Annotated in this window: 23 protein-coding genes; 13 read left to right on the forward strand and 10 right to left on the reverse strand. The window is 68.6% G+C overall.

Features of this window, described 5'->3' with window-relative positions; translation table 11 throughout:
• Window positions 1–46: 46 nt before the first annotated feature.
• On the forward strand, window positions 47–2,338 hold the full coding sequence (locus WIX39_RS09355; protein WP_106935618.1) for an ABC transporter ATP-binding protein: 2,292 nt from the start codon (window positions 47–49) through the stop codon (window positions 2,336–2,338).
• A complete protein-coding gene (locus WIX39_RS09360) occupies window positions 2,335–2,814 on the forward strand; it encodes a DUF1854 domain-containing protein (protein WP_409194953.1) in 480 nt (159 codons plus the stop codon). Before WIX39_RS09355 ends, WIX39_RS09360 begins: the two co-directional genes overlap by 4 nt.
• Window positions 2,815–2,894: 80 nt before the next feature.
• On the opposite strand, the gene WIX39_RS09365 is transcribed toward WIX39_RS09360, so the two are convergent.
• From WIX39_RS09365 to WIX39_RS09380, 4 genes are all read right to left on the reverse strand, one after another.
• Window positions 2,895–3,605, reverse strand: coding sequence for a hypothetical protein (locus WIX39_RS09365; RefSeq protein ID WP_409194954.1), 711 nt, complete (start codon window positions 3,603–3,605; stop codon window positions 2,895–2,897).
• Window positions 3,602–5,134: an alkaline phosphatase gene (locus tag WIX39_RS09370; protein WP_234382077.1), complete on the reverse strand. Its 1,533-nt coding sequence runs from the start codon at window positions 5,132–5,134 to the stop codon at window positions 3,602–3,604. Before WIX39_RS09370 ends, WIX39_RS09365 begins: the two co-directional genes overlap by 4 nt.
• 32 nt (window positions 5,135–5,166) lie before the next feature.
• The gene (locus WIX39_RS09375) at window positions 5,167–6,633 is read right to left on the reverse strand and encodes an alkaline phosphatase (RefSeq protein WP_106935615.1); all 1,467 of its coding nucleotides are present in this window, start codon (window positions 6,631–6,633) and stop codon (window positions 5,167–5,169) included.
• Between the two features lie 191 nt (window positions 6,634–6,824).
• Window positions 6,825–7,235, reverse strand: coding sequence for a DUF2177 family protein (locus tag WIX39_RS09380; RefSeq protein ID WP_081268539.1), 411 nt, complete (start codon window positions 7,233–7,235; stop codon window positions 6,825–6,827).
• A gap of 79 nt (window positions 7,236–7,314) precedes the next feature.
• Between WIX39_RS09380 and queC the strand changes: the two genes are divergently transcribed.
• The gene (gene queC / locus WIX39_RS09385; protein ID WP_409196335.1) at window positions 7,315–8,019 is read left to right on the forward strand and encodes a 7-cyano-7-deazaguanine synthase QueC; all 705 of its coding nucleotides are present in this window, start codon (window positions 7,315–7,317) and stop codon (window positions 8,017–8,019) included.
• On the opposite strand, the gene WIX39_RS09390 is transcribed toward queC, so the two are convergent.
• Together WIX39_RS09390 and WIX39_RS09395 are read right to left on the reverse strand one after the other, a co-directional pair.
• The gene (locus tag WIX39_RS09390) at window positions 8,001–9,800 is read right to left on the reverse strand and encodes an ABC transporter ATP-binding protein/permease (RefSeq protein WP_409194955.1); all 1,800 of its coding nucleotides are present in this window, start codon (window positions 9,798–9,800) and stop codon (window positions 8,001–8,003) included. The two genes, queC and WIX39_RS09390, sit on opposite strands and share 19 nt — an antisense overlap.
• A 95-nt stretch (window positions 9,801–9,895) precedes the next feature.
• A complete protein-coding gene (locus tag WIX39_RS09395) occupies window positions 9,896–10,456 on the reverse strand; it encodes a phosphonate degradation HD-domain oxygenase (protein WP_409194956.1) in 561 nt (186 codons plus the stop codon).
• 267 nt (window positions 10,457–10,723) lie between these two features.
• Between WIX39_RS09395 and WIX39_RS09400 the strand changes: the two genes are divergently transcribed.
• From WIX39_RS09400 to WIX39_RS09445, 10 genes are all read left to right on the forward strand, one after another.
• The gene (locus tag WIX39_RS09400) at window positions 10,724–11,758 is read left to right on the forward strand and encodes a putative 2-aminoethylphosphonate ABC transporter substrate-binding protein (RefSeq protein WP_285413307.1); all 1,035 of its coding nucleotides are present in this window, start codon (window positions 10,724–10,726) and stop codon (window positions 11,756–11,758) included.
• Window positions 11,759–11,783: 25 nt separating this feature from the next.
• Window positions 11,784–12,863: an ABC transporter ATP-binding protein gene (locus WIX39_RS09405; protein WP_081268534.1), complete on the forward strand. Its 1,080-nt coding sequence runs from the start codon at window positions 11,784–11,786 to the stop codon at window positions 12,861–12,863.
• 303 nt (window positions 12,864–13,166) lie between these two features.
• Window positions 13,167–14,882 carry a putative 2-aminoethylphosphonate ABC transporter permease subunit gene (locus tag WIX39_RS09410; protein WP_409194957.1) on the forward strand — a complete coding sequence of 572 codons (1,716 nt, stop codon included), beginning with the start codon at window positions 13,167–13,169 and terminating at the stop codon, window positions 14,880–14,882.
• Complete coding sequence (locus WIX39_RS09415) at window positions 14,882–16,021, forward strand: TIGR03364 family FAD-dependent oxidoreductase (protein WP_409194958.1); 1,140 nt, start codon at window positions 14,882–14,884, stop codon at window positions 16,019–16,021. The genes WIX39_RS09410 and WIX39_RS09415 overlap by 1 nt, the downstream gene beginning before the upstream one ends.
• 49 nt (window positions 16,022–16,070) lie before the next feature.
• Window positions 16,071–16,895 (forward strand): phosphonoacetaldehyde hydrolase, encoded by an 825-nt coding sequence (gene phnX, locus WIX39_RS09420; RefSeq protein WP_409194959.1) that lies wholly within the window; start codon window positions 16,071–16,073, stop codon window positions 16,893–16,895.
• A 73-nt stretch (window positions 16,896–16,968) separates the two neighbouring features.
• Window positions 16,969–17,103, forward strand: a complete 135-nt coding sequence (locus WIX39_RS09425) for a hypothetical protein (RefSeq protein ID WP_267898692.1) — start codon at window positions 16,969–16,971, stop codon at window positions 17,101–17,103.
• A 141-nt stretch (window positions 17,104–17,244) separates the two neighbouring features.
• Window positions 17,245–18,516, forward strand: a complete 1,272-nt coding sequence (locus WIX39_RS09430; protein WP_409194960.1) for an MFS transporter — start codon at window positions 17,245–17,247, stop codon at window positions 18,514–18,516.
• Between the two features lie 96 nt (window positions 18,517–18,612).
• Window positions 18,613–18,801 (forward strand): DUF2970 domain-containing protein, encoded by a 189-nt coding sequence (locus WIX39_RS09435; protein WP_106935607.1) that lies wholly within the window; start codon window positions 18,613–18,615, stop codon window positions 18,799–18,801.
• Entirely contained in the window at window positions 18,798–19,514 is a 717-nt protein-coding gene (locus WIX39_RS09440) for a c-type cytochrome (protein WP_081268528.1), read from the forward strand. Before WIX39_RS09435 ends, WIX39_RS09440 begins: the two co-directional genes overlap by 4 nt.
• Before the next feature lie 14 nt (window positions 19,515–19,528).
• On the forward strand, window positions 19,529–20,818 hold the full coding sequence (locus tag WIX39_RS09445) for a c-type cytochrome (RefSeq protein WP_409194961.1): 1,290 nt from the start codon (window positions 19,529–19,531) through the stop codon (window positions 20,816–20,818).
• A gap of 12 nt (window positions 20,819–20,830) precedes the next feature.
• On the opposite strand, the gene WIX39_RS09450 is transcribed toward WIX39_RS09445, so the two are convergent.
• The 4 genes from WIX39_RS09450 to WIX39_RS09465 are packed head-to-tail and all read right to left on the reverse strand — an operon-like array spanning window position 20,831 to window position 25,853.
• A complete protein-coding gene (locus WIX39_RS09450) occupies window positions 20,831–22,222 on the reverse strand; it encodes an 8-oxoguanine deaminase (protein ID WP_409194962.1) in 1,392 nt (463 codons plus the stop codon).
• A gap of 56 nt (window positions 22,223–22,278) precedes the next feature.
• On the reverse strand, window positions 22,279–23,178 hold the full coding sequence (locus WIX39_RS09455) for a 5'-nucleotidase (protein WP_081268526.1): 900 nt from the start codon (window positions 23,176–23,178) through the stop codon (window positions 22,279–22,281).
• Window positions 23,179–23,203: 25 nt separating this feature from the next.
• Window positions 23,204–24,442, reverse strand: coding sequence for a type II secretion system inner membrane protein GspF (gene gspF / locus WIX39_RS09460; protein WP_409194963.1), 1,239 nt, complete (start codon window positions 24,440–24,442; stop codon window positions 23,204–23,206).
• 19 nt (window positions 24,443–24,461) lie between these two features.
• Window positions 24,462–25,853 (reverse strand): GspE/PulE family protein, encoded by a 1,392-nt coding sequence (locus WIX39_RS09465; protein ID WP_409194964.1) that lies wholly within the window; start codon window positions 25,851–25,853, stop codon window positions 24,462–24,464.
• Between the last annotated feature and the right edge of the window lie 29 nt (window positions 25,854–25,882).

Below are 25,882 nucleotides of genomic sequence, written 5' to 3' on the forward strand. Positions count from 1 at the left end.
GACGCGGTCCATGCGGCCCGCGACGGGCAAGAGTCAAAGAAACACAATGCAACATCACGATCCAGTCGGCACCCGGGAGGGCGAAACAGAGGCGGCTTCAGACGCGCTGAAAAACCGGCTCGCAGTCGCGGAAAACGTTCTGGTAATACTGTCGGTTGACCTCGACGACCAACTTCGCTTCGCTTGCGGCCTAGTCGCCCTGACTGACCGGCGCCTGATCGCGCTCGATCCGGGCGGCGAATGGCGTGAGTGGCCACTGACGGACGCCTCCCTGGCGCTGCGGCTTTCCGACCATTCCGGCGTCGGAACCCTTGATTTGACGGGCTCCGAGGGCCGGTTGGGCCGCTGGCGCTACACCCTGGCCCACCAGGTGGCGGCACTGCGCCTGCTCAAGCTTTTCGGCCAGCGCATGTCCGATGTCGCCAAGGCGACACCCGAGCCGGCCGAGGCCGCCGACGGCGACGATGCCGCCGTTGCCGACACCGAACTCCAGACCCCGCCCTCGACCTGGGTGCTGCTGCGACTGGGCCGTTTCGCCAAGCCGTACCGCAAGCAGCTGATCCTGGGGTTTGTCCTGACCCTGATTTCCACCGCCGCCACCCTGGTGCCACCGTACCTGACCATCCCGCTGATGGACGACATCCTGATTCCGTTCCAGAACGGGCAGAAGATCGACACCATGCGCGTCGGCCTGTACCTGGGCGGACTGCTGGTCGCGGCGCTGGTCGGCTGGGGGCTGGGCTGGGCGCGCACCTACCTGCTGGCGCTGGTGTCCGAGCGCATCGGCGCCGACCTGCGCACCACCACCTACGAGCACCTGCTGACCCTGCCGCTCGACTATTTCGGCGGCAAGCGCACCGGCGACCTGATGGCGCGCATCGGCTCGGAAACCGACCGCATCAACGTTTTCCTGTCGCTGCACGCGCTGGATTTCGCCAACGACGTGCTGATGATCGTGATGACCGCCGTCATCCTGATCTCCATCAATCCGCTGCTGGCGGTGGTCACGCTCGTGCCGCTGCCCTTCATCGCCTGGATGATCCACGTCGTGCGCGACCGCCTGCGCACCGGCTTCGAGAAGATCGACCGCGTCTGGTCGGAGGTGACCAACGTGCTGGCCGACACCATTCCCGGCATCCGCGTGGTCAAGGCCTTCGCGCAGGAACGCCGCGAGGCCGAGCGCTTCCGCGTCGCCAACGCCTACAACCTGCAGGTCAACGACAAGCTCAACCGCACCTGGTCGCTGTTCACGCCGACCGTGTCGCTGCTCACCGAAATCGGCCTGCTCGTGGTCTGGGCCTTCGGCATCTGGCAGGTGGCGCGCGGCAGCATCACGGTGGGCGTGCTCACCGCCTTCATCGCGTACATCGGCCGTTTCTATACGCGGCTCGACTCCATGAGCCGCATCGTCTCGGTCACGCAGAAGGCGGCGGCCGGCGCCAAGCGCATCTTCGACATCCTCGACCACGTGAGCAACGTGCCCGAGCCGGCCAACCCGGTGAAGGTGGAGCGCGTGCAGGGGCGCATCGAGATGAGCGGGCTGGGTTTCCGCTACGGCTCGCGCGCCGTCATCCACGACCTCGACCTGGTGATCGAGCCCGGCGAGATGATCGGCCTGGTGGGCCACAGCGGCTCGGGCAAGAGCACGCTGGTCAACCTGATCTGCCGCTTCTACGACGTGACCGACGGCGCCATCAAGGTCGACGGCACCGACATCCGGCGCTTCGCCGTGGCCGACTACCGGCGCCACGTGGGGCTGGTGCTGCAGGAGCCGTTCCTTTTCTTCGGCACCATCGCGCAGAACATCGCCTACGGCAAGCCCGACGCCACGCGCGAGGAGATCGTGGCCGCCGCTCGCGCCGCGCACGCGCACGACTTCATCCTGCGGCTGCAGCACGGCTACGACTCGCTGGTGGGCGAGCGCGGGCAGGGCCTGTCGGGCGGCGAGCGCCAGCGCATCAGCATCGCGCGGGCGCTGCTGATCGACCCGCGCATCCTGATCCTCGACGAGGCCACCTCGGCGGTGGACACCGAGACCGAGAAGGAAATCCAGAAGGCGCTCGACAACCTCGTGCAGGGCCGCACCACCATCGCCATCGCGCACCGCCTGTCGACACTGCGCAAGGCCGACCGGCTCGTGGTCATGGACCGCGGCGAAGTGGTCGAGGTCGGGCCGCACGACGCCTTGATGGCGAAGCAGGGCGCCTACTGGCGGCTCTACCAGGCGCAGTTGCGCCAGGCCGACGACGATGCGAGCGAAGGAGCCGCGAACGAGCGCGCCAGCGCGCAGGCACCTTTGCCCATCGCCCACGCAGCCCATCCGGCGGGGGACGCATGAATAGCCATAGCAGCAACGACTTCCAACTGGAGCGCGACGCCTTCGGCCGCCTCGTACTGACCGACGCGCAAGGCGAACGCCACGCCGGCGTCGTGCCGGTGCGGGCCTTTCCGCTGAGCGCGCCGGGCCACGGCGTGTCGCTGGTGGGCAGCGAAGGGCGCGAACTGGTCTGGATCGACAGCGTCGATCAACTGCCGGCGCAGGCCAAGGCGCTGCTCGAGGAAGAACTCGCGGTGCGCGACTTCGCCCCCACGCTGCTGCGCCTGCACGGCGTGTCGAGCTTCGGCGTGCCCAGCACCTGGACCATCAGCACCGACCGTGGCGACACCACCTTCGTGCTGAAGGCCGAGGAAGACATCCGCCGGCTCGAAGGCGGGGCGCTGCTCATTGCGAGCGCGCACGGCGTGCAGTTCCGCATTCCCGATGTGAAGACGCTCGACCGGGCCTCGCGCAAGCTGCTCGAGCGCTTTCTCTGAGCACCAAAGAAAAAGCCCCGCAGCCTTTTCAGGAGCTCGGGGCCATGCGTGGAATACCGCGCAAGCTGGGCTGAACCCGGTCAGTCCAGCAGGTCCGAGTAGTCGCCGCGCTCGTAGGCCTCGATGGCCTTCCACGGCAAGGTCTTCGGCGCCGGGATGGCCGAGGCGGTCATCACATTGATCGAAGTACCGCGCGCGTTGCGCTGCTCGATCTTGCGTGCATACCGGCCGGCCGTGTCCCAGTCGATGCGAAGCGTGCCCTCGCCCTGCTTCAGTTCGTAGCGTTGCACGCCCTTGCCGGCCGCGCCCAGGTCTTTCATGCGCGCCAGGCTCGCGGGATCGACCAGCCAGTAGGAGTTGGCCCACGAGCCGCTGTAGCCGACGTTGCCGTAGTTGGCCGCGTCGATGTCGATCAGCTTGCGCTGCTCGCGCAGCACCATGCCCACCTGCACCTTGCCTGCGGCGTCGCGGCGCACCCACAGCGGGGCGGCCGTGTTGTCCGCATGCGCGTGGCCGATGTGCACCTTGCCCTCGCGGGCTTCGTGGTCGTGGTCTTCGCGCAGCGCTGGCGGCAATTCGCGCTCGACCCACACCGAGCCGGCACGGCGGAACATCAGGTCGGCGTAGCGGCTTTCGCGTTGCACGCCGTCCTTGCCGATCGACATCATGTGGTGCTGGATGCGCAGGTTCTGGTCCGGCGCCTCGGCATCGCCCGCGGCGCTGGCTGCCAGCGGCAAGGTCACCAGGGCGGTGGCCGCCAGCAGCTTCTTGAGCGTCGAGGATGCGGTCACAGGCCGGCCGCTTCCTTGACCTTGTTGAACACCTTGATGTTCTCCATGGTGCCCTTGAAGATCTTCGAGCCGGCGCCGCCGGCGAACAGCATCACGTCGCCGCCGCCGTGGGTTTCAGCACCGGGCGAGCCCAGGTTGATGCCGACTTCCTGCAGGAAGTTGTCGTCGGTGGTGTCCATGGCGGTCTGGTCGTCGCGCGAGGCGGCGCGCGCGGGCGCGATCCACTTCTTGTTGCCGTCTTCCGCGTTGACGTCGCTGCCGGCGGTCGCGTTGGGGCGTCCGCCGTTGCCGAACACCAGCGTGGTGTACGGCTTGCCGTCCGCCGCCTTCGTGGGCTTGCCGTCGGCATAGCCGTTGACCAGGCCGAGGATCGGGTTGCCGATCTTCGGATAGCCGTTGAAGGCGATCGCGTGGTCATGGTCGGCGGTGACCACCACCAGCGTGTTCTTCAGGCCCGGGTCCTTCTTGTTCATGAAGTCGAGCGCGGTCTGGATGGCCGCGTCGAAGGCCAGCGTGTCTTCCAGCGCGCGCTTGGCATTGGTGCCGTGCAGTGCGTGGTCGATGCGGCCGCCTTCCACCATCAGGAAGAAGCCCTTGTCGTTCTTGCTGAGCACGCCGAGGGCCTTCTCGGTCATGTCCGACAGGCTGGGCTGGTCCAGGCTCTGCTTCGTGCGGTCGAGCTCGTAGGCCATCTCGCTTTGGGAGAACAGGCCCAGCAGCTTGCCGGTTGCGGCCGTGTCGACGGCCTTGAGCTTGGTGCCGGTGTCGACGTAGGTGTAGCCCTTGGCCTTCATTGCGGCCACCAGGTCGACGCCGTCGGTCCGCTTGCTGCTGGGGTTGGTCGCCACCGGCAGGTAGTTGCGCTGGCCGCCACCCATCAGCACATCGACGCCGTCGAGCAGCTTGGGGTTGTAGTTGGCATGGCCCGGCACGCTCTGCTCGGCAATGGTGTTGTAGCCGTTGCGATTGCAGATGTGGGCATAGGTGGTGGCCGGCGTGGCGTGGCCCACGCGCGTGGTCGAAACGGCGCCCACCGAACGGCCCTTGGCCTTGGCCAGCTCGAGCAGCGTGTCGGCGGCCTTGCCGTTGGTCGGCGGGCAGGTGGTGTTCTCGCCGTTGATGTATTGCTTGCCGGTGCTGTCCACGGCAACGGTGTCGCTCGACATCGAGATCACCTCGTTGCGCATCTTCACGCCGGTCATGTAGGCGGCCATCGAGGGGGCGCTGTCGGTGGTCTGGCCGTCGAGCGAATAGGTCTTCACGCGGGCCGCGTACGGCAGCGACTGCATGACGAGGTTCGCGCGCTCCGGGCTCACCAGCGAGCCGGGCTTGGCCGCCAGCTGCTTTTCGCCCTTGTAGATGCGCGCGGCGGTCACGGTGACCGGGCCCATGCCGTCGCCGAGGAAGAAGATGACGTTCTTGGCTTCGCCGGCGGCGTGTGCGCTGCCGGCCAGGGTGCCGGCGGCGGCGCAGAAGAGGGCGGCGGCCAGGCGGGTCTTGCGGGTGATGCGGTTCATGGTCGTGTTCATGTTGGTGTTCGTCGATGAGCGCTTGCGGCCCCTCACAGGCCGACCGCCTTCTTGATCAGGCCGAACACGTCGGTGTTGGTGATGACGCCGGAGAAGTTGTCGGCGCCCAGGCCTTGCGCGCCGAGGAACACGTCGGCACCGCCGTGGGTTTCGGAGTCGCTGGCCGCGTCCGTGGGAACCACAGCTTCCTGCCGGTAGTCCTTGCTTTCCAGCGCGGTGCTGTCGATGGGGCCGCGCGTGGCCAGGCGGACAGGGCCGTTGCCGAAACCGATGATGGTGTACGGGTTGCCGTCCACGTCCTTGCTGGTCTTGCTGTTGTCGACGTAGTCCTTCACCAGCCCCAGCACGCCCGGCTTGCCCGGCTCGGTCTTGCCGGTACGCGCCGCATAGCCGTTGAGCTGCAGCGTGTGGTCATGGTCGGCAGTGACCACCACCAGCGTGTTCTTCAGGCCCGGGTCGATGGCCTGCATCTTGTCGAGCGCGAGCTTGATGGCGTCGTCGAAGGCGCCGGTGTCCTGCAGCGCGCGGCGCGCGTTGGTGGCGTGCAGCGCGTGGTCGATGCGGCCGCCCTCCACCATCAGGAAGAAGCCCTTCTTGCGCGCGGCCAGTGCGTCGATGGCCTTGCCGGTCATTTCGGCCAGGCTCGGCTCCTTGGTGGCGTCGCGGTCCAGGTCGTAGGCCATGTGGCTCTTGGTGAAGAGGCCGGCGATCTTGGTGGTGCCGTCGACTGGCAGCTTGTCGAACTCGGTCTTGCTGCCGGCGTAGCTGTACTTGGCGGTCTTCAGTTCGGCGATCAGGTCGCGCTTGTCGTTGCGCTTGCCGCCCGCTTCCTTGGAAAGGAAGTAGTCCGTGCCGCCGCCGAAGAACACGTCGACGCCGTCGCCCAGCTTGCCGTTGTAGCCCGCGCCGCCCGGCACCAGCGCCGCGGCGATGGTGTTCTCGGCGTCGCGGTGGCACACGTGCGAGTACGTGGCGGCGGGCGTGGCGTGCGTGATGCGCGTGGTGGTCACCACGCCGGTCGCATAGCCCTTGGCCTTGCTCTGCTCCAGCAGGGTCTCGACGGCCTGGCCGTTGCCCGAGGGGCAGGTGCTGTCGAAGTTGACGTGATAGGCCTTGCCCGAGGCGTCGGTGGCCTTGGTCTCGGGGCTCATGGAGATGACTTCGTTGTTCATCTTCACGCCGGTCATGTACGCCGACATCGACGGCGCGCTGTCGGTCACCTGGGCGTCGTTCGAATAGGTGTGGACGAAGGCCGTCTCGGGCAGCGTGTCCATCGTCAGGTCGCCGTCTTCGCCGACCTTGTAGATGCGCGCGGCGGTCATGGTGGTGATGCCCATGCCGTCGCCTAGGAAGAACAGCACGTTCTTCTGGGGCTGTGCGGCGGGCTGCTGCGGTTGCTGCGGCAGCGGCAGCAGCTGGGGGCCGTGGTTGCTGCCGCCGCAGGCGGACAGCAATAGCGAAGCGCCCAGCAGCGCTGGGGCGATGAAGCGTTGGGTCATGCGACTCCTCCGGAGGATTGTTTGAGTAGTGCGCGTGGCGCACAGATGTTCCGGAGGTGAAATCTAAAGACGTCGCGTGACTCGGCCATGACGACGCATGTCCGCTGAAAAAGTTCAGCGAATTTCAAGAAAGAAACACCCCGGAAGACTCCGGCGTGTCATGCCCGCTTGCTAGCGGGGAGGGCGCTTGCTCAGCGCGCCGCCATCCAGCGCCAGGCCACCGCGCCCGCCGCCGCTGCCACGCCGCTCACCACCGTGCCCCAGGCGATGTCGATGAACGACAGGGCCAGCGGCCAGTTGCGGATCACCGCCAGGTTGGTCAGGTCGTAGGTGGCGTAGCAGAACATGCCAAACAGCGCGCCCAGCACGGCCGCGCGAACCACGCTCTGCGCCTCGACGCCGGGCATGATCGCGAACAGCAGCAGGCCTATCGGGTAGACCAGGTAGAAAACAGCGGCAAAGGCCAGCCGCGGATTCGGCGACATCAGGTCGCCCATGGCCTCCTGGTACATGCCCTTGGCGACCACGCCCAGCCAGATCATGTCGATCACCAACAGCACCACGAAGGTGACTGCCCATGCAACCAAGTGTTTAGTGCTCATTCGCGGCATGGTATCCGCGCAGCCTGGGCGGCCTGCGAAAATTGCGCCTTTGGACTACAACGGCCCGCCGTTGACGGATATGCCCCTGCACACCACCGCCCTCGTTCTTTTCTCCGGCGGCCAGGACTCGACCACCTGCCTCGCCGACGCGCTCTCGAAGTACCAGCGCGTCGAAACCCTGGGTTTCGACTACGGGCAGCGCCACCGCGTCGAGCTCGACGTGCGCGGCACCATCCTCGCGAAGATGCGCGAGTGCTTTCCCGAGTGGGCGCCCCGCCTGGGCGAAGACCACGTGCTCACGCTGGCGGCGCTGGCGCAGCTCGGCGGCTCCTCGCTGACCGAGGAGGTCGCCTTCGCGATGCAGGCCGACGGCCTGCCCAACACCTTCGTGCCGGGGCGCAACCTGCTGTTCCTCACGCTGGCCGGCGCGCTGGCGTACCGGCGCGGGCTGCAGGTGATCGTCACCGGCGTGTGCGAGACCGACTTCTCCGGCTACCCCGACTGCCGCGACGACACCATGAAGGCCATGCAGCTCGCCCTGTCGCTCGGGCTGGAGCGCCGCCTCGTCATCGAGACGCCGCTCATGTGGATCGACAAGGCCGAGACCTGGCAGATGGCCCACCGCCTGGGCGGCGAGCCGCTGGTCGACCTGATCGTCGAGGAAACGCACACCTGCTACCTCGGCGACCGCACGCACCGCCAGGCCTGGGGCTATGGCTGCGGCGAGTGCCCCGCCTGCGACCTGCGCAAGAAGGGCTGGGAGCGCTACGCCGCCGCCGGCTGAACGGCCGCGGTGTCCAGCCGGTAGCGCGGCCCGCCGCCGGCCGCGCCCTCCGCCTGCGGCACCATGGTCCAGCGCTGGTTGTGGAAGTCGCCCACGGCCGCGCGGTGCGCGATGGACACCATCGCGCCGCCGGCCGCCTGCACCGTGGCCGCGAGGCGCTTGTAGAGCACGCCCTCGGCCTGCGCGTCCAGCGCGCTGGTGATCTCGTCGGCGAACAGCCACGCCGGCTTCTTCAGCAGCACGCGCGCAATGGCCAGGCGCTGCTGCTCGCCGCCGGAGAGTTTCTGGCTCCAGGCGTCGCTCTCGTCGAGGCGGTTCACCAGGTCGGGCAGCAGGGCGTCGGCCAGGGCCTGGCGCAACTGGTCGTCGTTGAAGTTCGTGGCCGGGTTGGGGTAGGTCAGCGCGTCGCGCAGCTTGCCGTCGGGCACATAGGGCCGCTGCGGCATGAAGGCGACGTTGTCGGGCACCTGCAGCCGGCCGTTCGAGAACGGCCAGATGCCCGCGAACGAGCGGAACAGCGTCGACTTGCCGCTGCCCGACGGGCCCTGCAGCAGCACGCTGTCGCCGGGCTTGACCGCCAGGGCGGCGCCGGCGAGCAGCGGCGTGCCGTCGGGCAGCGCGACGCCCAGGTCATCGCTGTGCAGCACCGCGGCGGGCGCACGCTGCAGGCCGTCGTCCTGCGCGGCATGGGCGGCCATGCTGTCGTCGAAGCTGGTGAGACGGTCGGTGGTGGCGCGCCACACGGCCACGCTGTCGTAGTTGTCGACGAACCAGCTGAGCGACTCCTGCACCTTGCCGAAGGCCGAGCCGATCTGCATCAGGTGGCCCAGCTGGAACGCGCCGCCAAAGTACTGCTGCCCCGCCACCAGGAACGGAAAGATCACGGCCGCCTGCCCGAAGAACGAGGTGAAGGTGACCAGGTTCTTCTGCTGCTTGATCAGCAGCAGGTAGTTGCGCAGCACGTTGCTGAAGCGCAGGTCGAGCTGGTCGCGTTCGACCTTCTCTCCGTGGTCCAGCGCGATGGCCTCGCTGTATTCGCGCACCCGCACCAGGTGGTGCCGGAAGTCGGCCTCGAAGCGCTGCTGCCTGAAATTCAGGCCGATCAGCGGGCGGCCGATGAAATGCGTGATGACGGTGCCCAGCACGGAATATCCCAGCGCCACCCAGACCATCGCGCCGACGATCTGGTGGGTGGTGCCATTGAACGTGAACGAGAAATTGCCCGACAGCCCCCACAGCAGCCCGATGAAGCTCATGAGCGTGACCACGGCGTTCAGCAGGCCCATGGAGAGAGACATCGTGGCGCTGGTGAAGATCTGCATGTCTTCCTGGATGCGCTGGTCCGGGTTGTCCGGCGTCTGCCCGTCCTTGCCGGCGTAGCGCGCCAGTTCCAGGTGATAGAAGGTGCGGTCGGCCATCCAGCGCGACAGGTAGCTGCGCGTCATCCAGGTGCGCCAGCGCAGCTGCAGCAGCTGGGTCACGTAGAACTTGAGCACCTGCACCGCGATGTTGGCGAAGGCGATCCAGCCGAACACGCCCACCTCGTGCCAGAAGACCGCCGCGTTCTTGTTCTGCAGCGCGTCGTAGAAGCGGCCGTACCACTCGTTGCCGAGCACGGCCACGTACACATAGAACAGGTTGAGCGCGACGATGGTCAGCAGCATCGCGCGGGCGCGCCATTTTTCCTCGGAGCTGAAGTAGGGCGCCGCGAGCTTGAATACCCGGCGCAGGACCTGGACCAGCGTGCCCGTGCGCGCGGTGATGGAGGGGGATGAAGACATGCGGTTTTCCTCTCGGCGCTCGTGCGCCGCTCGCCATGAGGAAAACATATGTTTCTTAGACGGGGCTGAATCGCTCCCGCCGCCTCGAGAACCGCTCAGTTCAGCATCACCCGCGCCGCGACGGCCAGGAAATGCGCCAGCGGGGGCGTCTTCAGTCCTTCCGTCTTCGCCTCTTCGTCCCACAGGCGCAGCCGCACGGCGTCATCGGCCCAGTGGTGCTCGGCAAAGCGCCGGGCCGCCTCGTCGTCCATCACGCCGCCCTGCAGCGCGAGGCTGCGCACCGAGTCGGGCGAGAGTTTCGAGAAATAGCCGGGCCGCGTGGCGCACAGGTAGCGCTTGGCGTCCACGTGCAGCCGTATGGGCTCGCGCACCTCGGCGTCGAAGGCGCCGCGCAGCAGGGGCAGGGCGATGTACTGGTGGCGGTCGTCGATGCCGAGCTCTGTAGGAGAGTGCGATAGCGTCTGGTGCTCGGCGATCAGCAGGTGGCCCAGGTCGTGCAGCAATGCGGCCGTCACCAATGAGTCGCTGGCGCCGGCCTGTTCGGCGAGCCAGGCGCATTGCAGCGCGTGTTCCAGCTGCGTGACGGGCTCGCCCGCATAGGCAACCCCGCCCCGTTCGGCGAACAGGCGGGCGATCTCGGCGAGGTCGAGTGTCATGGAAGTGGAACGCAGCGGGCGGAGGAAAAGCGCGGGTGACAGCGCGCGAAGTCTGGCGCGCAGCGGTGACATGCGGATGACGACGCCCGTTGCCCCTGGCGCCATTTTGGGGATTTGTGTTTTTTTGAGGCATCTGACAAATCCCTGTCACATGCCGCTGCCAGCATCGCCGCATTCGTCGCTGGACAGGATTTGCGTACTTTCGGTCTCCTGCCCGCAGCGTCTTCCGAATTGCCTCACTTCTTTTTCCACTTGGGAATCTCCACCATGCTGCACCGTCAACTCCGCCGCGCCTTCGTGCCGGCCGTCCTGTTCTCGCTGGCATTTGCCGCATCGGCCCAGGGCCGCACCGAACTGCTGGTCTACACCGCGCTCGAGGCCGACCAGGTGCAGGCCTACAAGGCCGCGTTCGAAAAGGAGAACCCGAGCATCGAACTGAAGTTCGTGCGCGACTCCACCGGCATCGTCACCGCCAAGCTGCTGGCCGAAAAGGCCAACCCGCAGGCCGACGTGGTGTGGGGCCTGGCCGCCACCTCGCTGATGCTGCTCGACAAGGAAGGCATGCTCCAGCCCTACGCGCCCAAGGGCCTGGACGCCATCAAGCCCAACATGCGCGATGCGGCCAACCCGCCCAAGTGGGTCGGCATGGATGTGTGGTCGTCGGCCATCTGCTTCAACACCGCCGAAGCCGCGAAGAAGAACCTGCCCAAGCCCACCAGCTGGGCCGACCTGACCAACCCGGTCTACAAGGGCCAGATCACCATGCCCAACCCCGCCGCGTCGGGCACCGGGTACCTGATGGTCTCGGGCTGGATCCAGATGATGGGTGAAGAAAAGGCGTGGAAGTACATGGACGCGCTGCACCAGAACATCGGCATCTACAGCCAGTCGGGCAGCAAGCCCTGCCGCCAGGCCGGCGCCGGCGAGTTCGCGCTGGGCATGTCCTTCGAATACCGCGCCAACAAGACCAAGCGCGAAGGCGCGCCCATCGACATCGTGCTGCCGAAGGAAGGCCTCGGCTGGGACATGGAAGCCACCGGCATCATCAAGACCAGCAAGAAGCAGGAAGCCGCCAAGGCGCTGGCCGACTGGGCCGTCACCAGGCAGGCCAACGAGCTGTATGCCAAGAACTTCGCCGTGCTGGCGCTGCCGGGCGTGCAGGAAAAGCTCGAGTTCGTGCCGGGCGACGTCGAGAAGCTGCTGGCCAAGAACGACTTCGCCTGGGCTGCCGCCAACCGCGACCGCATCCTGACGGAGTGGTCCAAGCGCTACGAGTCCAAGTCGGAAAAGAAGCCCCTCTGATCCAACTCTCAAGCGGTATCCGGCCATGACGAGCAGCAGCTTTCTTTCCCTTCGCGGCATCGGCAAGTCCTTTGGCGCCACCCGCGTGCTCGACGGCATCGACCTCGACATCGAGCCCGGCGAGTTCGTGTGCCTGCTCGGCCCCTCGGGCTGCGGCAAGACCACGCTGCTGCGCATCGTCTGCGGCATCGAGCGTGCCGACAGCGGCCGGATCCTTCTGGGCGGCCAGGACATCGCGGGCCTGCCGCCCGCGGCGCGCGGCTTCGGGGTGGTGTTCCAGTCGTATGCGCTGTTCCCCAACCTCACGGCCGCGCAGAACATCGCCTACGGCCTGCACCCCACCGGCGCGCTGGCCCGCGAGATGGCCAAGCGCTCGCGCGAGATGCTCGACCTGGTCGGGCTGGCCGCGCATGCCGACAAATACCCCGTGCAGCTTTCGGGCGGCCAGCAGCAGCGTGTGGCGCTGGCACGCGCGCTGGCGCCCAATCCGCGCCTGCTGCTGCTCGACGAGCCGCTCTCCGCGCTCGACGCGCAGGTGCGCGCCAGCCTGCGCAGCGAAATCCGCGCGCTCCAGAAGCGCCTGGGCATCGTCACCATCATGGTCACGCACGACCAGGAAGAAGCCCTGTCGATGGCCGACCGCGTGGTGCTGATGCACAACGGCCGCATCGAGCAGGCCGGCACGCCCGACGAGCTGTACCGCCAGCCGCGTACCCGCTTCGTGGCCGGTTTCGTGGGCCGCATGAACATGCTGCCCGCCACGGTGCTGGCCGACGGCAAGGTACGCGTGCGCGACAGCGAGCTGCTTTGCGCCCCCGGCAACCTGAGCGTCGGCGCGCAGGCCACCGTGGGCATCCGCCCCGAGCACGTGGTGGTGAAGCGCTACGGCACCGAACTCGGCGCCAACAGCTTCGCGGCGCGCCTGCTCGACACCGAATTCTTCGGCAACCGCACCTCGGCCCGCCTGGCCTGCGAGCCGCTGGGCATCGAGATCGAAGCCGAGCTGCCCGCCGACGCGCGCGGCGGTGGCGGCGAGCCGCTGGTGCCGAGCAGCATGGTGCACATCCAGTTGCCGTTGAATGCGCTGTCCGTTCTGGCGCATTGAGATGAGCGGTTGTCCTTTGGGCCTTTCAGGGCGCGCTCACGCCGACGGGGTACCTTGCTCCGCGAATGTCCCCCGGCCTGCGGCCTCCTCCTTTATTTCGCTGCGCAAGGCACCCCATCGGCGTGATCGTGGGACAGAGCGCCGGTTGATCGGCCGAGCACCAGCGGCGTGCCCCGTGCGCAGGGCGTCGGGTGCTCCCCGCAGCGAAATAAAGGAGGAGGGGCGCAGCCCCGGGGGACATTCGCGGAGGGGAGTACCCGGCGGCCTGTGCGCGCGCCCCGAACAACAGCGTCGCGACCCGACATGAACAGTTCCCCAGACACCATCGCCATGGTGCCCCCCATGGCAAAGCACGCAAGCGCGTTCGATCGAGAACGCTGGATCACCGGCGCGGCCGTTCTGCTGGTCGTGCTGCTGCTGGTCGTGATCGTCGCGCTGCCGGTCGGCGCGCTGGTCGGCCAGAGCTTCTTCGACCGCGCGGGGGCCTTCGTCGGCCTGGCCAACTTCGCGCGCTATCTCGACAACCCTGCGCTGGTGCAGTCGGCGTTCAACAGCCTGGGGCTCGCGGCCCTGAGCGCGGTGATCTGCACCGCCATCGCCTACGTCTACGCCTACGGCCTCACGCTGTCGTGCATGCCGGCCAAGGGCCTGCTGCGCGCGGTGGCGCTGGTGCCGCTGCTGGCGCCGTCGCTGCTGCCGGCCATCAGCCTGGTCTACCTGTTCGGCAACCAGGGCCTGTTCAAGGGGCTGATGGGCGGCGTGTCGATCTATGGGCCGCTGGGCATCGTGCTGGGCTCGGTGTTCTGGACGCTGCCGCATGCGCTGCTGATCCTCACCACGGCCATGGCCACCTCCGACGGACGGCTCTACGAGGCCGCGCAGACGCTGGGCGCCTCGCGCTGGCGCATCTTCCGCACGGTGACGCTGCCGTCCTCGCGCTATGGCCTGATCGTGGCCGCGATGGTGGTGTTCGTGCTGGTCATCACCGACTTCGGCGTGCCGAAGGTGGTGGGCGGCCAGACCGGCGTGCTCGCGACCGACATCTACAAGCAGGTGGTCGGGCAGCAGAACTTCCAGATGGGCGCGGTGGTGGGCCTGGTGCTGCTGATTCCGGCGGTGCTGTCTTTCCTGGTCGAGCGGCATGTGCGCGGCAAGCAGGCGGCGGCGCTGTCGGCGCGTGCCACGCCCTACCAGCCCGAGCCGGTGAAGGCGCGCGACCGTGCGCTGCTGGCCTTCTGCGTGCTCACGGCCTGCGGCATCCTGGTGATGATCGGCATGGCGGTGTTCGCGTCGCTGGCCACCTACTGGCCCTACAACCTGGCGCCTTCGTTCAAGAACTACGACTTCAGCAACATGGACGGCGGCGGTTGGGGCAGCTACTTCAATTCGCTGCGGCTGGCCGTGTGCGCCGCCGTCGCGGGCGCGTTCATCACCTTCATCTCGGCCTACCTGGTCGAGAAGCCGCGCCACTTCGGCCTGCTGCGCGAACTGCTCAACCTGCTGGCCAACCTGCCGCTGGCGGTGCCCGGGCTGGTGCTGGGCGTGGGCTACATCTTCTTCTTCATCTCGCCTTCGAACCCGCTGCGCGCCATCTACGGCAGCATGACCATCCTGGTGGTGTGCACCGTGGCGCACTTCTTCTCGGTGGCGCACCTCACGTCGCTCACCGCGCTGCGCCAGCTCGACCGCGAGTACGAGTTGGTGTCCGAGTCGATGGGTGTGCCGTTCTGGCGCACGCTGTGGCGCGTGCACCTGCCGGTGGCGCTGCCCACCGTGCTCAACGTGGGCGGCTATTTCTTCGTCAACGCGATGACGACCGTGTCGGCCGTCGTGTTCCTCTATTCGCCGCAGACCTCGCTGGCCGCGATTGCCGTGCTCAACATGGACGATGCCGGCGACGTCGCGCCCGCCGCGGCCATGGCCTCGCTGATCATGCTCACGGCCGCCATCGGCCGCGGGGTGTTCGCGCTGGCGGGGCATTGGGTGCTCAAGCGCACCCAGAACTGGAGGCACCGGTAATGCCCGGTACCCAAGCCCATCATCCCGATCATTTCGACCTCGTCGTGGTCGGCGCCGGCATCGTCGGCCTGGCCCATGCCTACACCGCCGCGCAGCGCGGCCTCAAGGTCTGCGTGGTGGAGCGCGACGCGGCCTGCATCGGCGCCTCGATCCGCAACTTCGGCTTCATCACCATCACCGGGCAGGCGCCCGGCGACACCTGGCGCCGCGCCATGCACGCACGCGACGTGTGGCAGCGCATCGCGCCCTGTGCGGGCATCGACATCGTGCACCGCAACCTCTGGCTCGCGGCCTGCCGGCCCGAGGCGCACGACGTGCTCGAAGCCTTCATGCGCACGCCGATGGGCGAAGCCTGCGAGCTGCTCGACGCCGCCGATGCGCAAGCCAAGGCACCGGCGCTGAACCTGTCGGACGCATGCTCGGTGCTGTTCAGCCCGCATGAGCTGCGCGTGGAATCGCGCACCGCCATCGGTCTGCTCGCCCGCTGGCTGGCCGAAGCGCACGGCGTGACGTTCCGCTTCGGCGAAGCGGTGCTCGAGGTGCAGGCGCCGCGCGTGCGCACCTCGCGCGGCACGCTGCATGCCGAGCGCGTGGCTGTCTGCACCAACACCGATCTTCACGGCCTCTTTGCCGATCGCATGGCCGCGCACGAACTCACGCTGTGCCGCCTGCAGATGCTGCGCGTGAAGCCCGAGGCGGGCTTCCAGCTGCCGGGCTCGGTGATGACGGATCTGAGCCTGGTGCGCTACGAGGGCTACAGCACGCTGCCCGAAGCCGCTGCGCTGCGTGCCCGCCTGCAGCAGGAGGAGGCCGCTTCGCTGGAACACGGCATCCACCTGATCGTGGTACAGAGCGCCGACGGCTCGCTGGTGGTGGGCGACTCGCATCACTATGGCGACGCGCCCGAGCCCTTCGCGATGGAAGAGGTCGACCAGCTCATCCTGCGCCATCTGCGCAGCACGCTCAACCTCGAGACCGCGCGGGTCACCGAGCGCTGGACCGGCGTGTACCCCTCGTCGAAGACCACGCCCTGCGTGATCGACGCGCCCGACGACGCCACGCGCGTGGTGATCGTCACCAGCGGCAGCGGCGCCAGCACCGCCTTCGGCATTGCGCACGACGTCTTCGAGCAATGGTGATGCGCCCGCCGCGCTTGCCTCCGTTCCCATTCTTCCTGTCCTTGCAGCCATGAACGCCCACAACCATTCCCAGCTCCAGGCCGTCGTCTTCGATTGGGCCGGCACCATCCTCGACTTCGGCTCCTGCGCGCCCATGGGCGCCTTCGTGAAGCTGTTCGAACAGTTCGGCGTGGACATCACCATCGCCGAGGCGCGCGGCCCGATGGGCGTGGCCAAGTGGGACCACATCAAGGCGCTCGGCACGCTGCCGCGCATCGCCGCCCAGTGGGAAGCCAGGCAAGGCCACGCTTTCAGCGATGCCGACGTCGACAGGCTCTACGAAATCTTCACGCCGATGAGCGCAGCCAGCGCGCGCGACCACGCCACCTTCATTCCGGGCGCGGTCGAAGCGGTGAACGTGGCACGCCAGCGTGGCCTGAAGATCGGTTCCACCACCGGCTACAACCGACCGATCATGGAAGTGGTGGTGCCCATCGCCGCGGCCGGCGGCTATGCGCCCGACAACCTGGTGTGCGGCGGCGACCTCGCCGAAGGCCGCCCGTCGCCGCTCATGATGTACCGCTGCTTCGCCGACCTCGGCGTGTGGCCGCCGCACACGGTCGTGAAGGTGGACGACACCGGCGTCGGCCTGCAGGAAGGGCTGAACGCGGGCACCTGGGCCGTGGGCGTGGCCATCAGCGGCAACGCCAACGGTCTCACGCTGGCCGAGTGGCAGGCGCTCGACGAAGCGCAGCAGCAGGAGCGCCGCACGCGCGCCACCGCCGAACTCGAGGCCGCCGGTGCGCACTACGTGATCGACAGCGTGGCCGACCTGCCGAAGGTGCTCGAGTACATCGAGCAGCGGCTGCAGCGCGGCGAGCGCCCCACGGCCTGATCGAAGCCGCGCGGCCCCGGCACGCGGCGGCGTCCGACTTGACGCGCCGCGAGGCAGGCATAGCATGGCCCGCATGCGAAGCACATCCTTTGTTCTTCTGTTCTGTCTGGGCCTGCTCGTGGGCGCCTGCGACGACAAGCCGAAGCCCGGTGTGCCGGTGCCGAAGGCTTCCGTGAGTGTCGCGGTGCCGGTGCTGGCCGAAGGCTGACCCCCGCAGGCAGGCGGTTGCGGCGCCTTCGGCGCGGACGCTGCGCGCGTCAGACGTTGCAGTGCAGCACCAGGCCTGCGGCTGTCTTCCGCGAGAATGCCACGCGGCATGCGCTGGCCCTTCCCGGCGCGGAGAAGAACAATGACGACGACCCGAGAGACAACCGCCCACCAGGCGGATTCGCGCTACGCCATGCTGCGCCTGGGACTCACGCTGCTGATCATGACGGTCGGCAGCAGCGGCATGTACGTGGTGTCGGTCATGCTGCCCGCGGTGCAGGCCGAATTCGGCATCGCCCGCGCCGATGCTTCGCTTCCCTACACATTGCTGATGCTGGGCTTCGGCCTCGGTGGCGTGCTGATGGGCAAGCTGGCCGACCGCGTCGGCGTGATGTGGCCGCTGCTGTTCGGCTCGGTGTTCCTGGGCGCGGGGTACATCGCGACCGGCATGTCGGGCGGCATCGTATCGTTCACCGTCGCACAGGCGCTGCTGGTGGGGCTGCTCGGCAGTTCGGTGGCTTTCGCGCCGCTGGTGGCAGACACCTCGCTGTGGTTCGTCAAGCGGCGCGGCATCGCGGTCGCGGTGTGCGCGAGCGGCAACTACCTGGCGGGCGCGGTGTGGCCACCGATCGCGCAGCATTTCGTCGAGCTGGTGGGCTGGCGCCAGACATACATCGGCATGGGCGTCTTCTGCGGAATCACGATGGCGCTGCTGGCGCTGTGCTTCCGTGCGCGGCCGCCGGCGCTTGCGCAGGCGCCTGCCGAGGTCAGTGCATCGAGAACGGCACTCCCGCGAGACCCGGCAGGGCCCTTCGGCCTGAGCATGGGCACGGCGCAGGGCCTGCTGTGCGTGGCCGGCGTGGCGTGCTGCGTGGCGATGGCGATGCCGCAGGTGCACATCGTGGCCTACTGCGGCGACCTCGGCTACGGTCCGGCGCAGGGCGCGATGATGCTGTCGCTGATGCTGGGCTTCGGCATCGTGAGCCGGCTGGTGTCGGGCGCCATCTGCGACCGCATCGGCGGGCTGCGCACCTTGCTGCTGGGCGGCGTGCTGCAGTGCGTGGCGCTGCTGCTGTTCCTGCCTTTCGACGCGCTGGTGCCGCTCTATGTGATCTCCGCGCTGTTCGGGCTGTTCCAGGGCGGCATCGTGCCTTCGTACGCGATCATCGTGCGCGAGCACTTTCCGCCGGCGGAAGCGGGCGCGCGCGTGGGCACGGTGCTGATGTTCACGCTGTTCGGCATGGCGCTGGGCGGCTGGATGTCGGGCAAGGTGTTCGACCTCACGGGCAGCTACCACGCGGCCTTCCTGAACGGCATCGGCTGGAACCTGGTGAACGTGAGCATCGCGTCCTTCCTGCTGTTCAGGACGCTTCGGCGATCAGGCTGCCGAGTGTTTGCATTGCCCGCTCGCTGAGCGCATGCCGTTGCGGGGCAGCACTTCATCTGCACCGGTCAATTGAGGCGAATCTGCATCTGTTCTTTTTGGCCCGGCGGGGCCACACTAGTCCTCATGTCGAATCTGTTGGGCGCGGTGCGCGCCGTTCTCTGGAGTTTCATCGGGCTGGGCGGCCGCCGTGCCGATGCCGACAAGCGGACCGCGCAGGTCGGCATCCTGCCGCTCATCGGCGTGGCGCTGGTCCTGGTGCTGCTGTTGATCGCCGGGCTGCTGGCCCTGGCGCACTTCGCAGCCGGCGCATGAAGGCCGGCCTCCGATTCGCCGCGACCGCGCTGCTGCTTGTGGTGTCCGGCCTGGCCGGGACTGCAGGTGCCGCGACGCCCGCCGCCGTGCCCGACACCATCGAGCAGCGCGTGGCCGCATGCATCGCCTGCCACGGCCGCGAAGGCGCGACCACCAATGCCGGCTACTTTCCGCGCCTGGCGGGCAAGCCGGCCGGCTACCTCTTCAACCAGCTCGTGAGCTTCCGCGACGGGCGGCGCTCCAACAGCGACATGGCGTACATGGTGCAGCACATGTCCGACGCCTACCTGCGCGAGATTGCCGAATACTTTGCCGGGCTCGATTTGCCCTATCCGCCGATCTCGCCAGTCAGCGACGCCAAGCCCGAAGTGCTGGAGCGCGGCCGCGTGCTCGCGCTGCAAGGCGATGCCGAGCGCCGGCTGCCGGCCTGCGTGCAGTGCCACGGCGCGGCCCTGACCGGCGTGCAGCCCGCCACCCCGGGCCTGCTGGGGCTGCCTCGGCTCTATGTGGCGTCGCAGCTCGGCGCCTGGCTCACGAACGAGCGGCATGCCATCGCGCCCGACTGCATGGCCGAAGTCGGCCGCCGCATGTGGACCTCGGACGTCAACGCGGTGGCGAGCTGGCTGGCAACGCAGCCGATGCCGGCCAACACCAAGGCCGTTGCGTCGCTGCCGGCACCGATGCCGATCGCCTGCGGCGGTACCGCGAAGTGACGAAAGAAGCACCCATGAGCCTGCTGCGGCGCACCGTCTGGGTGTTGCTGGCGCTGATCGTGCTGCTGGCGCTGGTCTCCGGCGTCCTGGTGGCAATGAACCTGCGCGGCGAGGACGCGCTGCCCGCGCAGGCCGAGAGCTTCAACGCCACGCCGCAGCTGGTCGAGCGCGGCCGCTACCTCGCCTTGGCCGGCAATTGCGCGGGCTGCCACACCACGCGCGGCGGCCGGCCCTATGCGGGCGGCCTGCCCATCGAGACGCCTTTCGGCACCATCTATTCGAGCAACCTGACGCCCGATGCGCAGACCGGCATCGGCAGCTGGAGCAGTGCGCATTTCTGGCGCGCGATGCACAACGGGCGCAGCAAGGACGGGCGCCTGCTGTACCCGGCATTTCCGTATCCGAACTTCACCAAGGTGACGCGCGAGGATTCGGACGCCATCTACGCCTACCTGCGCAGCCTGGCGCCGGCGTCGGAGCAGAACCGCGAGCACCGGCTGCGCTTTCCATACGACACGCAGGCCGCGCTGGCCGTGTGGCGTGCGCTCTCTTTCAAGCCTGAGCCCTTCGTCGCCAATGCCGGCAAGCCGGCCGAGTGGAACCGCGGCGCCTACCTGGTCGACGGGCTGGGCCATTGCATCGCCTGCCACGGCAGCCGCAATTCGCTGGGCGCCACCGAAACCAAGCGCGGCCTGTCGGGCGGGCTGATCGCGGTGGAAAACTGGTACGCCCCGTCGCTCACCGATCCGCACGAAGCCGGCGTGGCCGACTGGCCGAGCGCCGACGTCGTCGCGCTGCTCAAGACCGGAGTTGCGCCGCGCGGCTCGGTCATGGGCCCGATGGCCGACGTGGTGTTCCGCAGCACGCAATACCTGAGCGATGCGGACCTGGGCGCAATGGCCAGTTACCTGAAAGACCTGCCCGACACGGCCGCCACGCCGGCCGCGTCCACCGGCCCCAAGGCGCCCATCCGCCGCGATGCCGGCACGATGGCGCGCGGCGCGAAGATCTACGACCAGCGTTGCGCCTACTGCCACGGCGACCAGGGCCAGGGTGCCATCGGCGCCTACCCGCCGCTTGCGGGCAACCGCGCCGTGAACATGGCGCGGCCGACCAACCTGATGCAGGTCATCGCGCACGGCGGCTTCCTGCCCACCACGGCGGGCAACCCGCGCCCCTACGGCATGCCGCCGTTCGGCCAGACGCTCGATGCCGCCGAAGTGGCGGCGGTGCTCACCTACATCCGTGGTTCATGGGGCAACGACAGCGCCCCCGTCACGCAGCTCGACACGATGCGGCGCTGAACGCCGCACGGCTCAGGCGGTGTGCGGGTGCCGCGCGGCCTCGTACAGCGTGCGCGCGAGATCGCGGTGCCTTGCCAGCAGCGGCGCCAGTTCCAGCCCGGTGAACTCGCCGCCGCGGATGCGCACAGCGCCGCCGATCACGCTCAGCGACACCGATGCCGGCGTGCAGAACACCAGCGCCGCCACCGGGTCGTGCCCCGCGCCCGCGTGCGCGACGCCGCGCATGTCGAAGGCCACGATGTCGGCCGACATGCCGGGTGCGAGCGAGCCGATGTCGTCGCGCCCCAGCACCTGAGCGCCGCCGAGCGTGGCGATCTCCAGCGCTTCGCGCGCCGTCATCGCCGCCGGGCCGTGGCCCACGCGCTGCAGCAGCATCGCCTGCCGCGCCTCGCCCAGCATGTGCGCGCCGTCGTTCGACGCGCTGCCGTCCACGCCCAGCCCCACCGGCACGCCTGCGCGGCGCATCGCACCGATGGGCGCGATGCCCGAGGCCAGCCGCATGTTGGAGCAGGGGCAGTGCGCCACGCCGGTGCCGGTGCGGCCGAACAGCGCGATGCCGGCTTCGTCGAGCTTCACGCAGTGCGCGTGCCACACGTCGCGGCCGACCCAGCCCAGGTCTTCGGCGTAGTCGGCCGGCGTCATGCCGAACTTCTCGCGCGAGTAGGCGACGTCGTTGTCGTTCTCGGCCAGGTGCGTGTGCAGCGACACGCCGCGCTCGCGTGCCAGCTCTGCCGACAGGCGCATCAGGTCGCGCGACACCGAGAACGGCGAGCAGGGCGCCAGCACGATGCGGCGCATCGAATGGCGCGAGGCGTCGTGCCAGCGGCCGATGAGGCGTTCGCTGTCGCGCAGGATGGCTTCCTCGGTCTCCACCACCTCGTCGGGCGGCAGGCCGCCTGCACTGCGGCCCACGCTCATGCTGCCGCGCGCCGCGTGGAAGCGCATGCCCATGGCGTCGGCCGCCTCGATCGAATCGTCGAGCCGCGAGCCGTTGGGAAACAGGTAGAGATGGTCGCTGGTGGTGGTGCAGCCAGAGAGCATCAGCTCGGCCATCGCGGTCTGCGTCGACACGCGGATCATCTCGGGCGTGATGCGCGCCCACAGCAGGTACAGGTTGGTGAGCCAGCCGAACAGCTCGGCATCCTGCGCCTCGGGCACGGCGCGTGTGAGGCTCTGGTACATGTGGTGGTGCGTGTTGACCAGGCCCGGCATCACCACGTGGCCGCGCATGTCGATGGCCTCGGCGCGACCGTCGCGCAGGGCTTCGTGATATGCGATGGGCAAGTCGGCGGTGGGACCCGTCCAGGCTATGGCGGGGCCGTCGCACACCACGGCGCCGTCGGCGATTTCGCGCCGCGCGGCGTCCATGGTGACCAGGATGTCGGCGTGTCGGAGGATCAGCATGCCGGCATTCTTGCCCCGGTCAGCAGCGGGGGCAAGCACGGGGCCGGGTGCTCGGTTCAGGGCTCGTTGCTGATGCCGCTGCTCACGTGCCCGGCAGGCACATGCCGCGAGGCCGCGTCGACGTGCCCCGTCTGGTCGTCGAAGAAGAAGTCGGGCTCGAACTCGCGCAGGAACTCGCCCTTGGGCAGGCCGCCGAGGAACATGGCCTCGTCGACGCGGATGTTCCACTTCATCAGCGTGCGGATGGCGCGCTCGTGCGCCGGGGCGCTGCGCGCGGTGACCAGCGCGGTGCGGATGCGCATCTGCGCATTGCCGGCCATCTGCAGCCTGTGCAGCGCCATCAGCAGCGGCTTGAAAGGGCCTTCGGGCAGCGGCAGGTCGGCCTTGCTGAGTTCGTGCGCCTGGAAGGCGTCGAGGCCCTCGGCCTGGAACACGCGCTCGGCCTCGTCGGAGAACAGCACGGCGTCGCCGTCGAAGGCAATGCGCACTTCGTTCGGCCATGCGTCGCTGGCTTTCACCGATTCGACCAGCACGCGCGCGGCCGGAAAGCCGGCATTGAGCGCCTCGCGCACGTCCTGCGCGTTGACCGACAGGAACAGGTGGGCGCGCAGCGGGCGCAGGTAGCCGAAGGGCGGGCGGCCCTGCGTGAACACGCCGCGCTGCAGCTTGATGTCGGCGGCAGCGCTCGACCTGAAGATGCGCATGCCCGACACCGGGTCGTTGCGCGAGAGGATCACCACCTCCACGCGCTGCACGCCGTCGTCGTTGAAGCGCAGCAGCTTGCGGATCAGCGAATACGCGATGCCGGGCGCGGCCGGCACGTCGATGCGGTCGAGCTGCAGCTTCATGTAGCCCTCGTTGTCCCCCGACTCGAAGATCGTGTTTTCTTCTTCGAGGTTGAACAGGGCGCGCGAGGAGATCGCGACCACGAGCTTGTCTTCGAGGGTTACGGGCATGTTGCGTCCTGCCTGGCGGTGGCCGTCACTTGACGAACTGGTTCAGCTGGATGATGGGAAGCATCACGGCCAGCACGATCAGCATGACCACGCCGCCCATCGCCACGATCAGGAGCGGTTCGAGGATGGTGGCCAGGTGCATCGCGCGGCGCTGCACTTCGGCGCCGAGCTGGTTGGCCGCGCGCTGCAGCATCAGCGGCAGGGTGCCGGTCTGCTCGCCCAGGCGCGCGAACATCGACACCAGGCCCGGAAAGCGCTTTTTCTGCGCGAGCGCCGAGGCCAGCGGCGCGCCTTCGCGCACCAGCACCAGCGCGTCGAGCGCGTCGGCGCGCATCGCGCGGTTGCCCAGCGTTTCGGAGGCGGCCTGCAGTGCGCGAAGAATGGGCACGCCGGCCGTGGCCAGCATGGCCAGCGTGCTCGCGAAGCGCGCCGCGTTGTAGCCGCGCGCGAGCTTGCCCACCAGCGGCAGCCTGAGCCAGGCCGCGTCGAACTTGAGGCGGAAGGCTTCCTGCGCCAGCGCCATCCGCATGCCGACGGCACCAATAACGACGGCACCGAGCATCCACCAGCCGTAGTTGCGCACGCCCGCGCTCAGCGACAGCATCACCGTGGTGAGGAACGGCAGCGAGCGCTTGGTGCCCGCGAACACCTGCGCCACCTGCGGCACCACGTAGCTCACGAGGAAGATCACGATCACGATCGCCACCAGCGTGACGATGGCCGGATAAAGCGCCGCGCCGATCAGCTTCTGCTGCAGCGCCTGGCGCTCCTCGAGGTCGTCGGCCAGGCGGTCGAGCACCAGGCCGAGGTTGCCGCTCTGCTCGCCGGCGCCGATCACCGCCGTGTAGATGGGCGAGAACTCGCGCGAATGCGCCGACAGCGCCCGCGCGAACGGCGAGCCCGCGTTGACTTCCGCGCGCAGCGAGGCGACGAGGTTGCGCTGCGGCTCCGATTCGGCTTCGTCGGTGAGCGCGGTGAGCGCGCGTTCCAGCGGCAGGCCGGACGACACGAGGCCCGCGAGCTGGCGCGTCCACACGGCGAGGCCGGTGGAGTTGAAGACCCGCTTGCCGCCGCCGAGCCAGCGCGACATGCCGCTGCGCTGGCCGGTGCCGTTGACGTGGTCGCTGCCGACCGGCTTGACCGACAGCGGTATGAGCGCCTGCGCCCGCAGCAGGCTGCGCGCGCTGCGGGCGGTGTCGGCTTCCAGCACGCCTTCGCGCGACTGGCCGCTGGCATCGATGGCTTCGAAGGAATAGGCGGGCATGGGGCGGCCGGGGCGCTGGTCAGTCGCGCGTGACGCGCAGCAGTTCGGCGCGCGATGTGATGCCGGCCTGCACCAGCCGCTCGCCGTCTTCGCGCATCAGGCGCAGTCCGCCGCGCGCGCCGGCCTGCAGCAGTTCGCTTTCGGCGGCCTTGCCGTGGATCAGCCCTTGCACGGTCTCGTCCGCCACCAGCAGCTCGAAGATGCCGGTGCGGCCCTGGTAGCCGGTCTGGCCGCAGATTTCGCAGCCGGCGCCGGCGCATGCCGTGCACACCTTGCGAACGAGGCGCTGCGCGAGCACGCCCAGCAGCGACGAACTCAGCAGGAAGGGCTCCACGCCCATGTCGGTCAGGCGCGTGACGGCGCTGACGGAATCATTCGTGTGCAGCGTGGCCAGCACCAGGTGGCCCGTGAGCGAGGCCTGGATGGCGATCTGCGCGGTCTCGAAGTCGCGGATTTCGCCGATCATGATCACGTCGGGGTCCTGCCGCAGGATGGCGCGCAGGGCCTTCGCGAAGGTGAGTTCGATCTTGGCGTTGATCTGCGTCTGGCCCACGCCCGGCAGCTCGTATTCGATGGGGTCTTCCACCGTCATGATGTTGCTGCGGCTCGCGTCCAGCCGGGCCAGCGCGGCGTACAGCGTGGTGGTCTTGCCCGAGCCCGTGGGCCCGGTCACCAGGATGATGCCGTGCGGCTGCGCGATGAGCTTCTCGAAGCGCTCCAGCGTGTCGCCCTGCATGCCGACCGACTCGAGCGTGAGCTTCGATTCGCTCTTGTCCAGCAGGCGCAGCACGGCGCGTTCGCCGTGGGCGCTGGGCAGCGTCGACACCCGCACGTCGACCGCGCGCGTGCCGATGCGCAAGCTGATGCGCCCGTCCTGCGGCAGCCGCTTCTCGGAGATGTCGAGGTCGGCCATGATCTTCAGGCGCGAGATCAGCGCGGCGTGCAGCGCGCGGTTGGGCTGCACCACCTCGCGCAGCGTGCCGTCGATGCGAAAGCGCACGGACGACGTGCGCTCGTAGGGCTCGATGTGGATGTCGCTGGCGCCGTCGCGCGCGGCCTGCGTGAGCAGCGCGTTCAGCATGCGGATGATGGGCGCGTCGCCGGCGCTGGCCAGCAGGTCTTCGACCGCGGGCAGCTCCTGCATCATGCGGGAGAGGTCGGCTTCGTTCTGCACCTCGCTCACCACCGCGGCCGCGCTCGACTCGCCCTGCGCATAGGCCGCGCTGATGCGCTGCGCCAGCGGGCCGTCGGCCAGCACCTCGAAGGTCCGCACGCCGTACTTGCGCGAGACCTCGCCGACCGCGCTGCGCGCCGGATGGCTCGACATCCACAGCGTGTAGCTGCCGTCGTCGGTCTCCTCGAGCAGGAGTTGCTGGCTGCGTGCGAACGCGTAGGGCAGGGGATAGCGCATGGGCGGGATCAGCGGGGCGTGTGCGTTCT

It is taken from the genome of Variovorax sp. AB1(2024) (assembly GCF_037482385.2).
GTDB lineage: Bacteria > Pseudomonadota > Gammaproteobacteria > Burkholderiales > Burkholderiaceae_C > Variovorax.

Coding starts and splice junctions, on each gene's coding strand:
- WIX39_RS09445 (WP_409194961.1), top strand. CDS start 19,529: ATGAGCCTGCTGCGGCGCACCGTCTGGGTGTTGCTGGCGCTGATCGTG.
- WIX39_RS09370 (WP_234382077.1), bottom strand. CDS start 5,134: ATGAACACGACCATGAACCGCATCACCCGCAAGACCCGCCTGGCCGCC.
- phnX (WP_409194959.1), top strand. CDS start 16,071: ATGAACGCCCACAACCATTCCCAGCTCCAGGCCGTCGTCTTCGATTGG.
- WIX39_RS09380 (WP_081268539.1), bottom strand. CDS start 7,235: ATGAGCACTAAACACTTGGTTGCATGGGCAGTCACCTTCGTGGTGCTG.
- WIX39_RS09375 (WP_106935615.1), bottom strand. CDS start 6,633: ATGACCCAACGCTTCATCGCCCCAGCGCTGCTGGGCGCTTCGCTATTG.
- WIX39_RS09360 (WP_409194953.1), top strand. CDS start 2,335: ATGAATAGCCATAGCAGCAACGACTTCCAACTGGAGCGCGACGCCTTC.
- gspF (WP_409194963.1), bottom strand. CDS start 24,442: ATGCCCGCCTATTCCTTCGAAGCCATCGATGCCAGCGGCCAGTCGCGC.
- WIX39_RS09455 (WP_081268526.1), bottom strand. CDS start 23,178: ATGCCCGTAACCCTCGAAGACAAGCTCGTGGTCGCGATCTCCTCGCGC.
- WIX39_RS09415 (WP_409194958.1), top strand. CDS start 14,882: ATGCCCGGTACCCAAGCCCATCATCCCGATCATTTCGACCTCGTCGTG.
- WIX39_RS09465 (WP_409194964.1), bottom strand. CDS start 25,853: ATGCGCTATCCCCTGCCCTACGCGTTCGCACGCAGCCAGCAACTCCTG.
- WIX39_RS09450 (WP_409194962.1), bottom strand. CDS start 22,222: ATGCTGATCCTCCGACACGCCGACATCCTGGTCACCATGGACGCCGCG.
- WIX39_RS09405 (WP_081268534.1), top strand. CDS start 11,784: ATGACGAGCAGCAGCTTTCTTTCCCTTCGCGGCATCGGCAAGTCCTTT.
- WIX39_RS09435 (WP_106935607.1), top strand. CDS start 18,613: ATGTCGAATCTGTTGGGCGCGGTGCGCGCCGTTCTCTGGAGTTTCATC.
- WIX39_RS09355 (WP_106935618.1), top strand. CDS start 47: ATGCAACATCACGATCCAGTCGGCACCCGGGAGGGCGAAACAGAGGCG.
- WIX39_RS09390 (WP_409194955.1), bottom strand. CDS start 9,800: ATGTCTTCATCCCCCTCCATCACCGCGCGCACGGGCACGCTGGTCCAG.
- WIX39_RS09425 (WP_267898692.1), top strand. CDS start 16,969: ATGCGAAGCACATCCTTTGTTCTTCTGTTCTGTCTGGGCCTGCTCGTG.
- WIX39_RS09430 (WP_409194960.1), top strand. CDS start 17,245: ATGACGACGACCCGAGAGACAACCGCCCACCAGGCGGATTCGCGCTAC.
- queC (WP_409196335.1), top strand. CDS start 7,315: ATGCCCCTGCACACCACCGCCCTCGTTCTTTTCTCCGGCGGCCAGGAC.
- WIX39_RS09395 (WP_409194956.1), bottom strand. CDS start 10,456: ATGACACTCGACCTCGCCGAGATCGCCCGCCTGTTCGCCGAACGGGGC.
- WIX39_RS09440 (WP_081268528.1), top strand. CDS start 18,798: ATGAAGGCCGGCCTCCGATTCGCCGCGACCGCGCTGCTGCTTGTGGTG.
- WIX39_RS09410 (WP_409194957.1), top strand. CDS start 13,167: ATGAACAGTTCCCCAGACACCATCGCCATGGTGCCCCCCATGGCAAAG.
- WIX39_RS09400 (WP_285413307.1), top strand. CDS start 10,724: ATGCTGCACCGTCAACTCCGCCGCGCCTTCGTGCCGGCCGTCCTGTTC.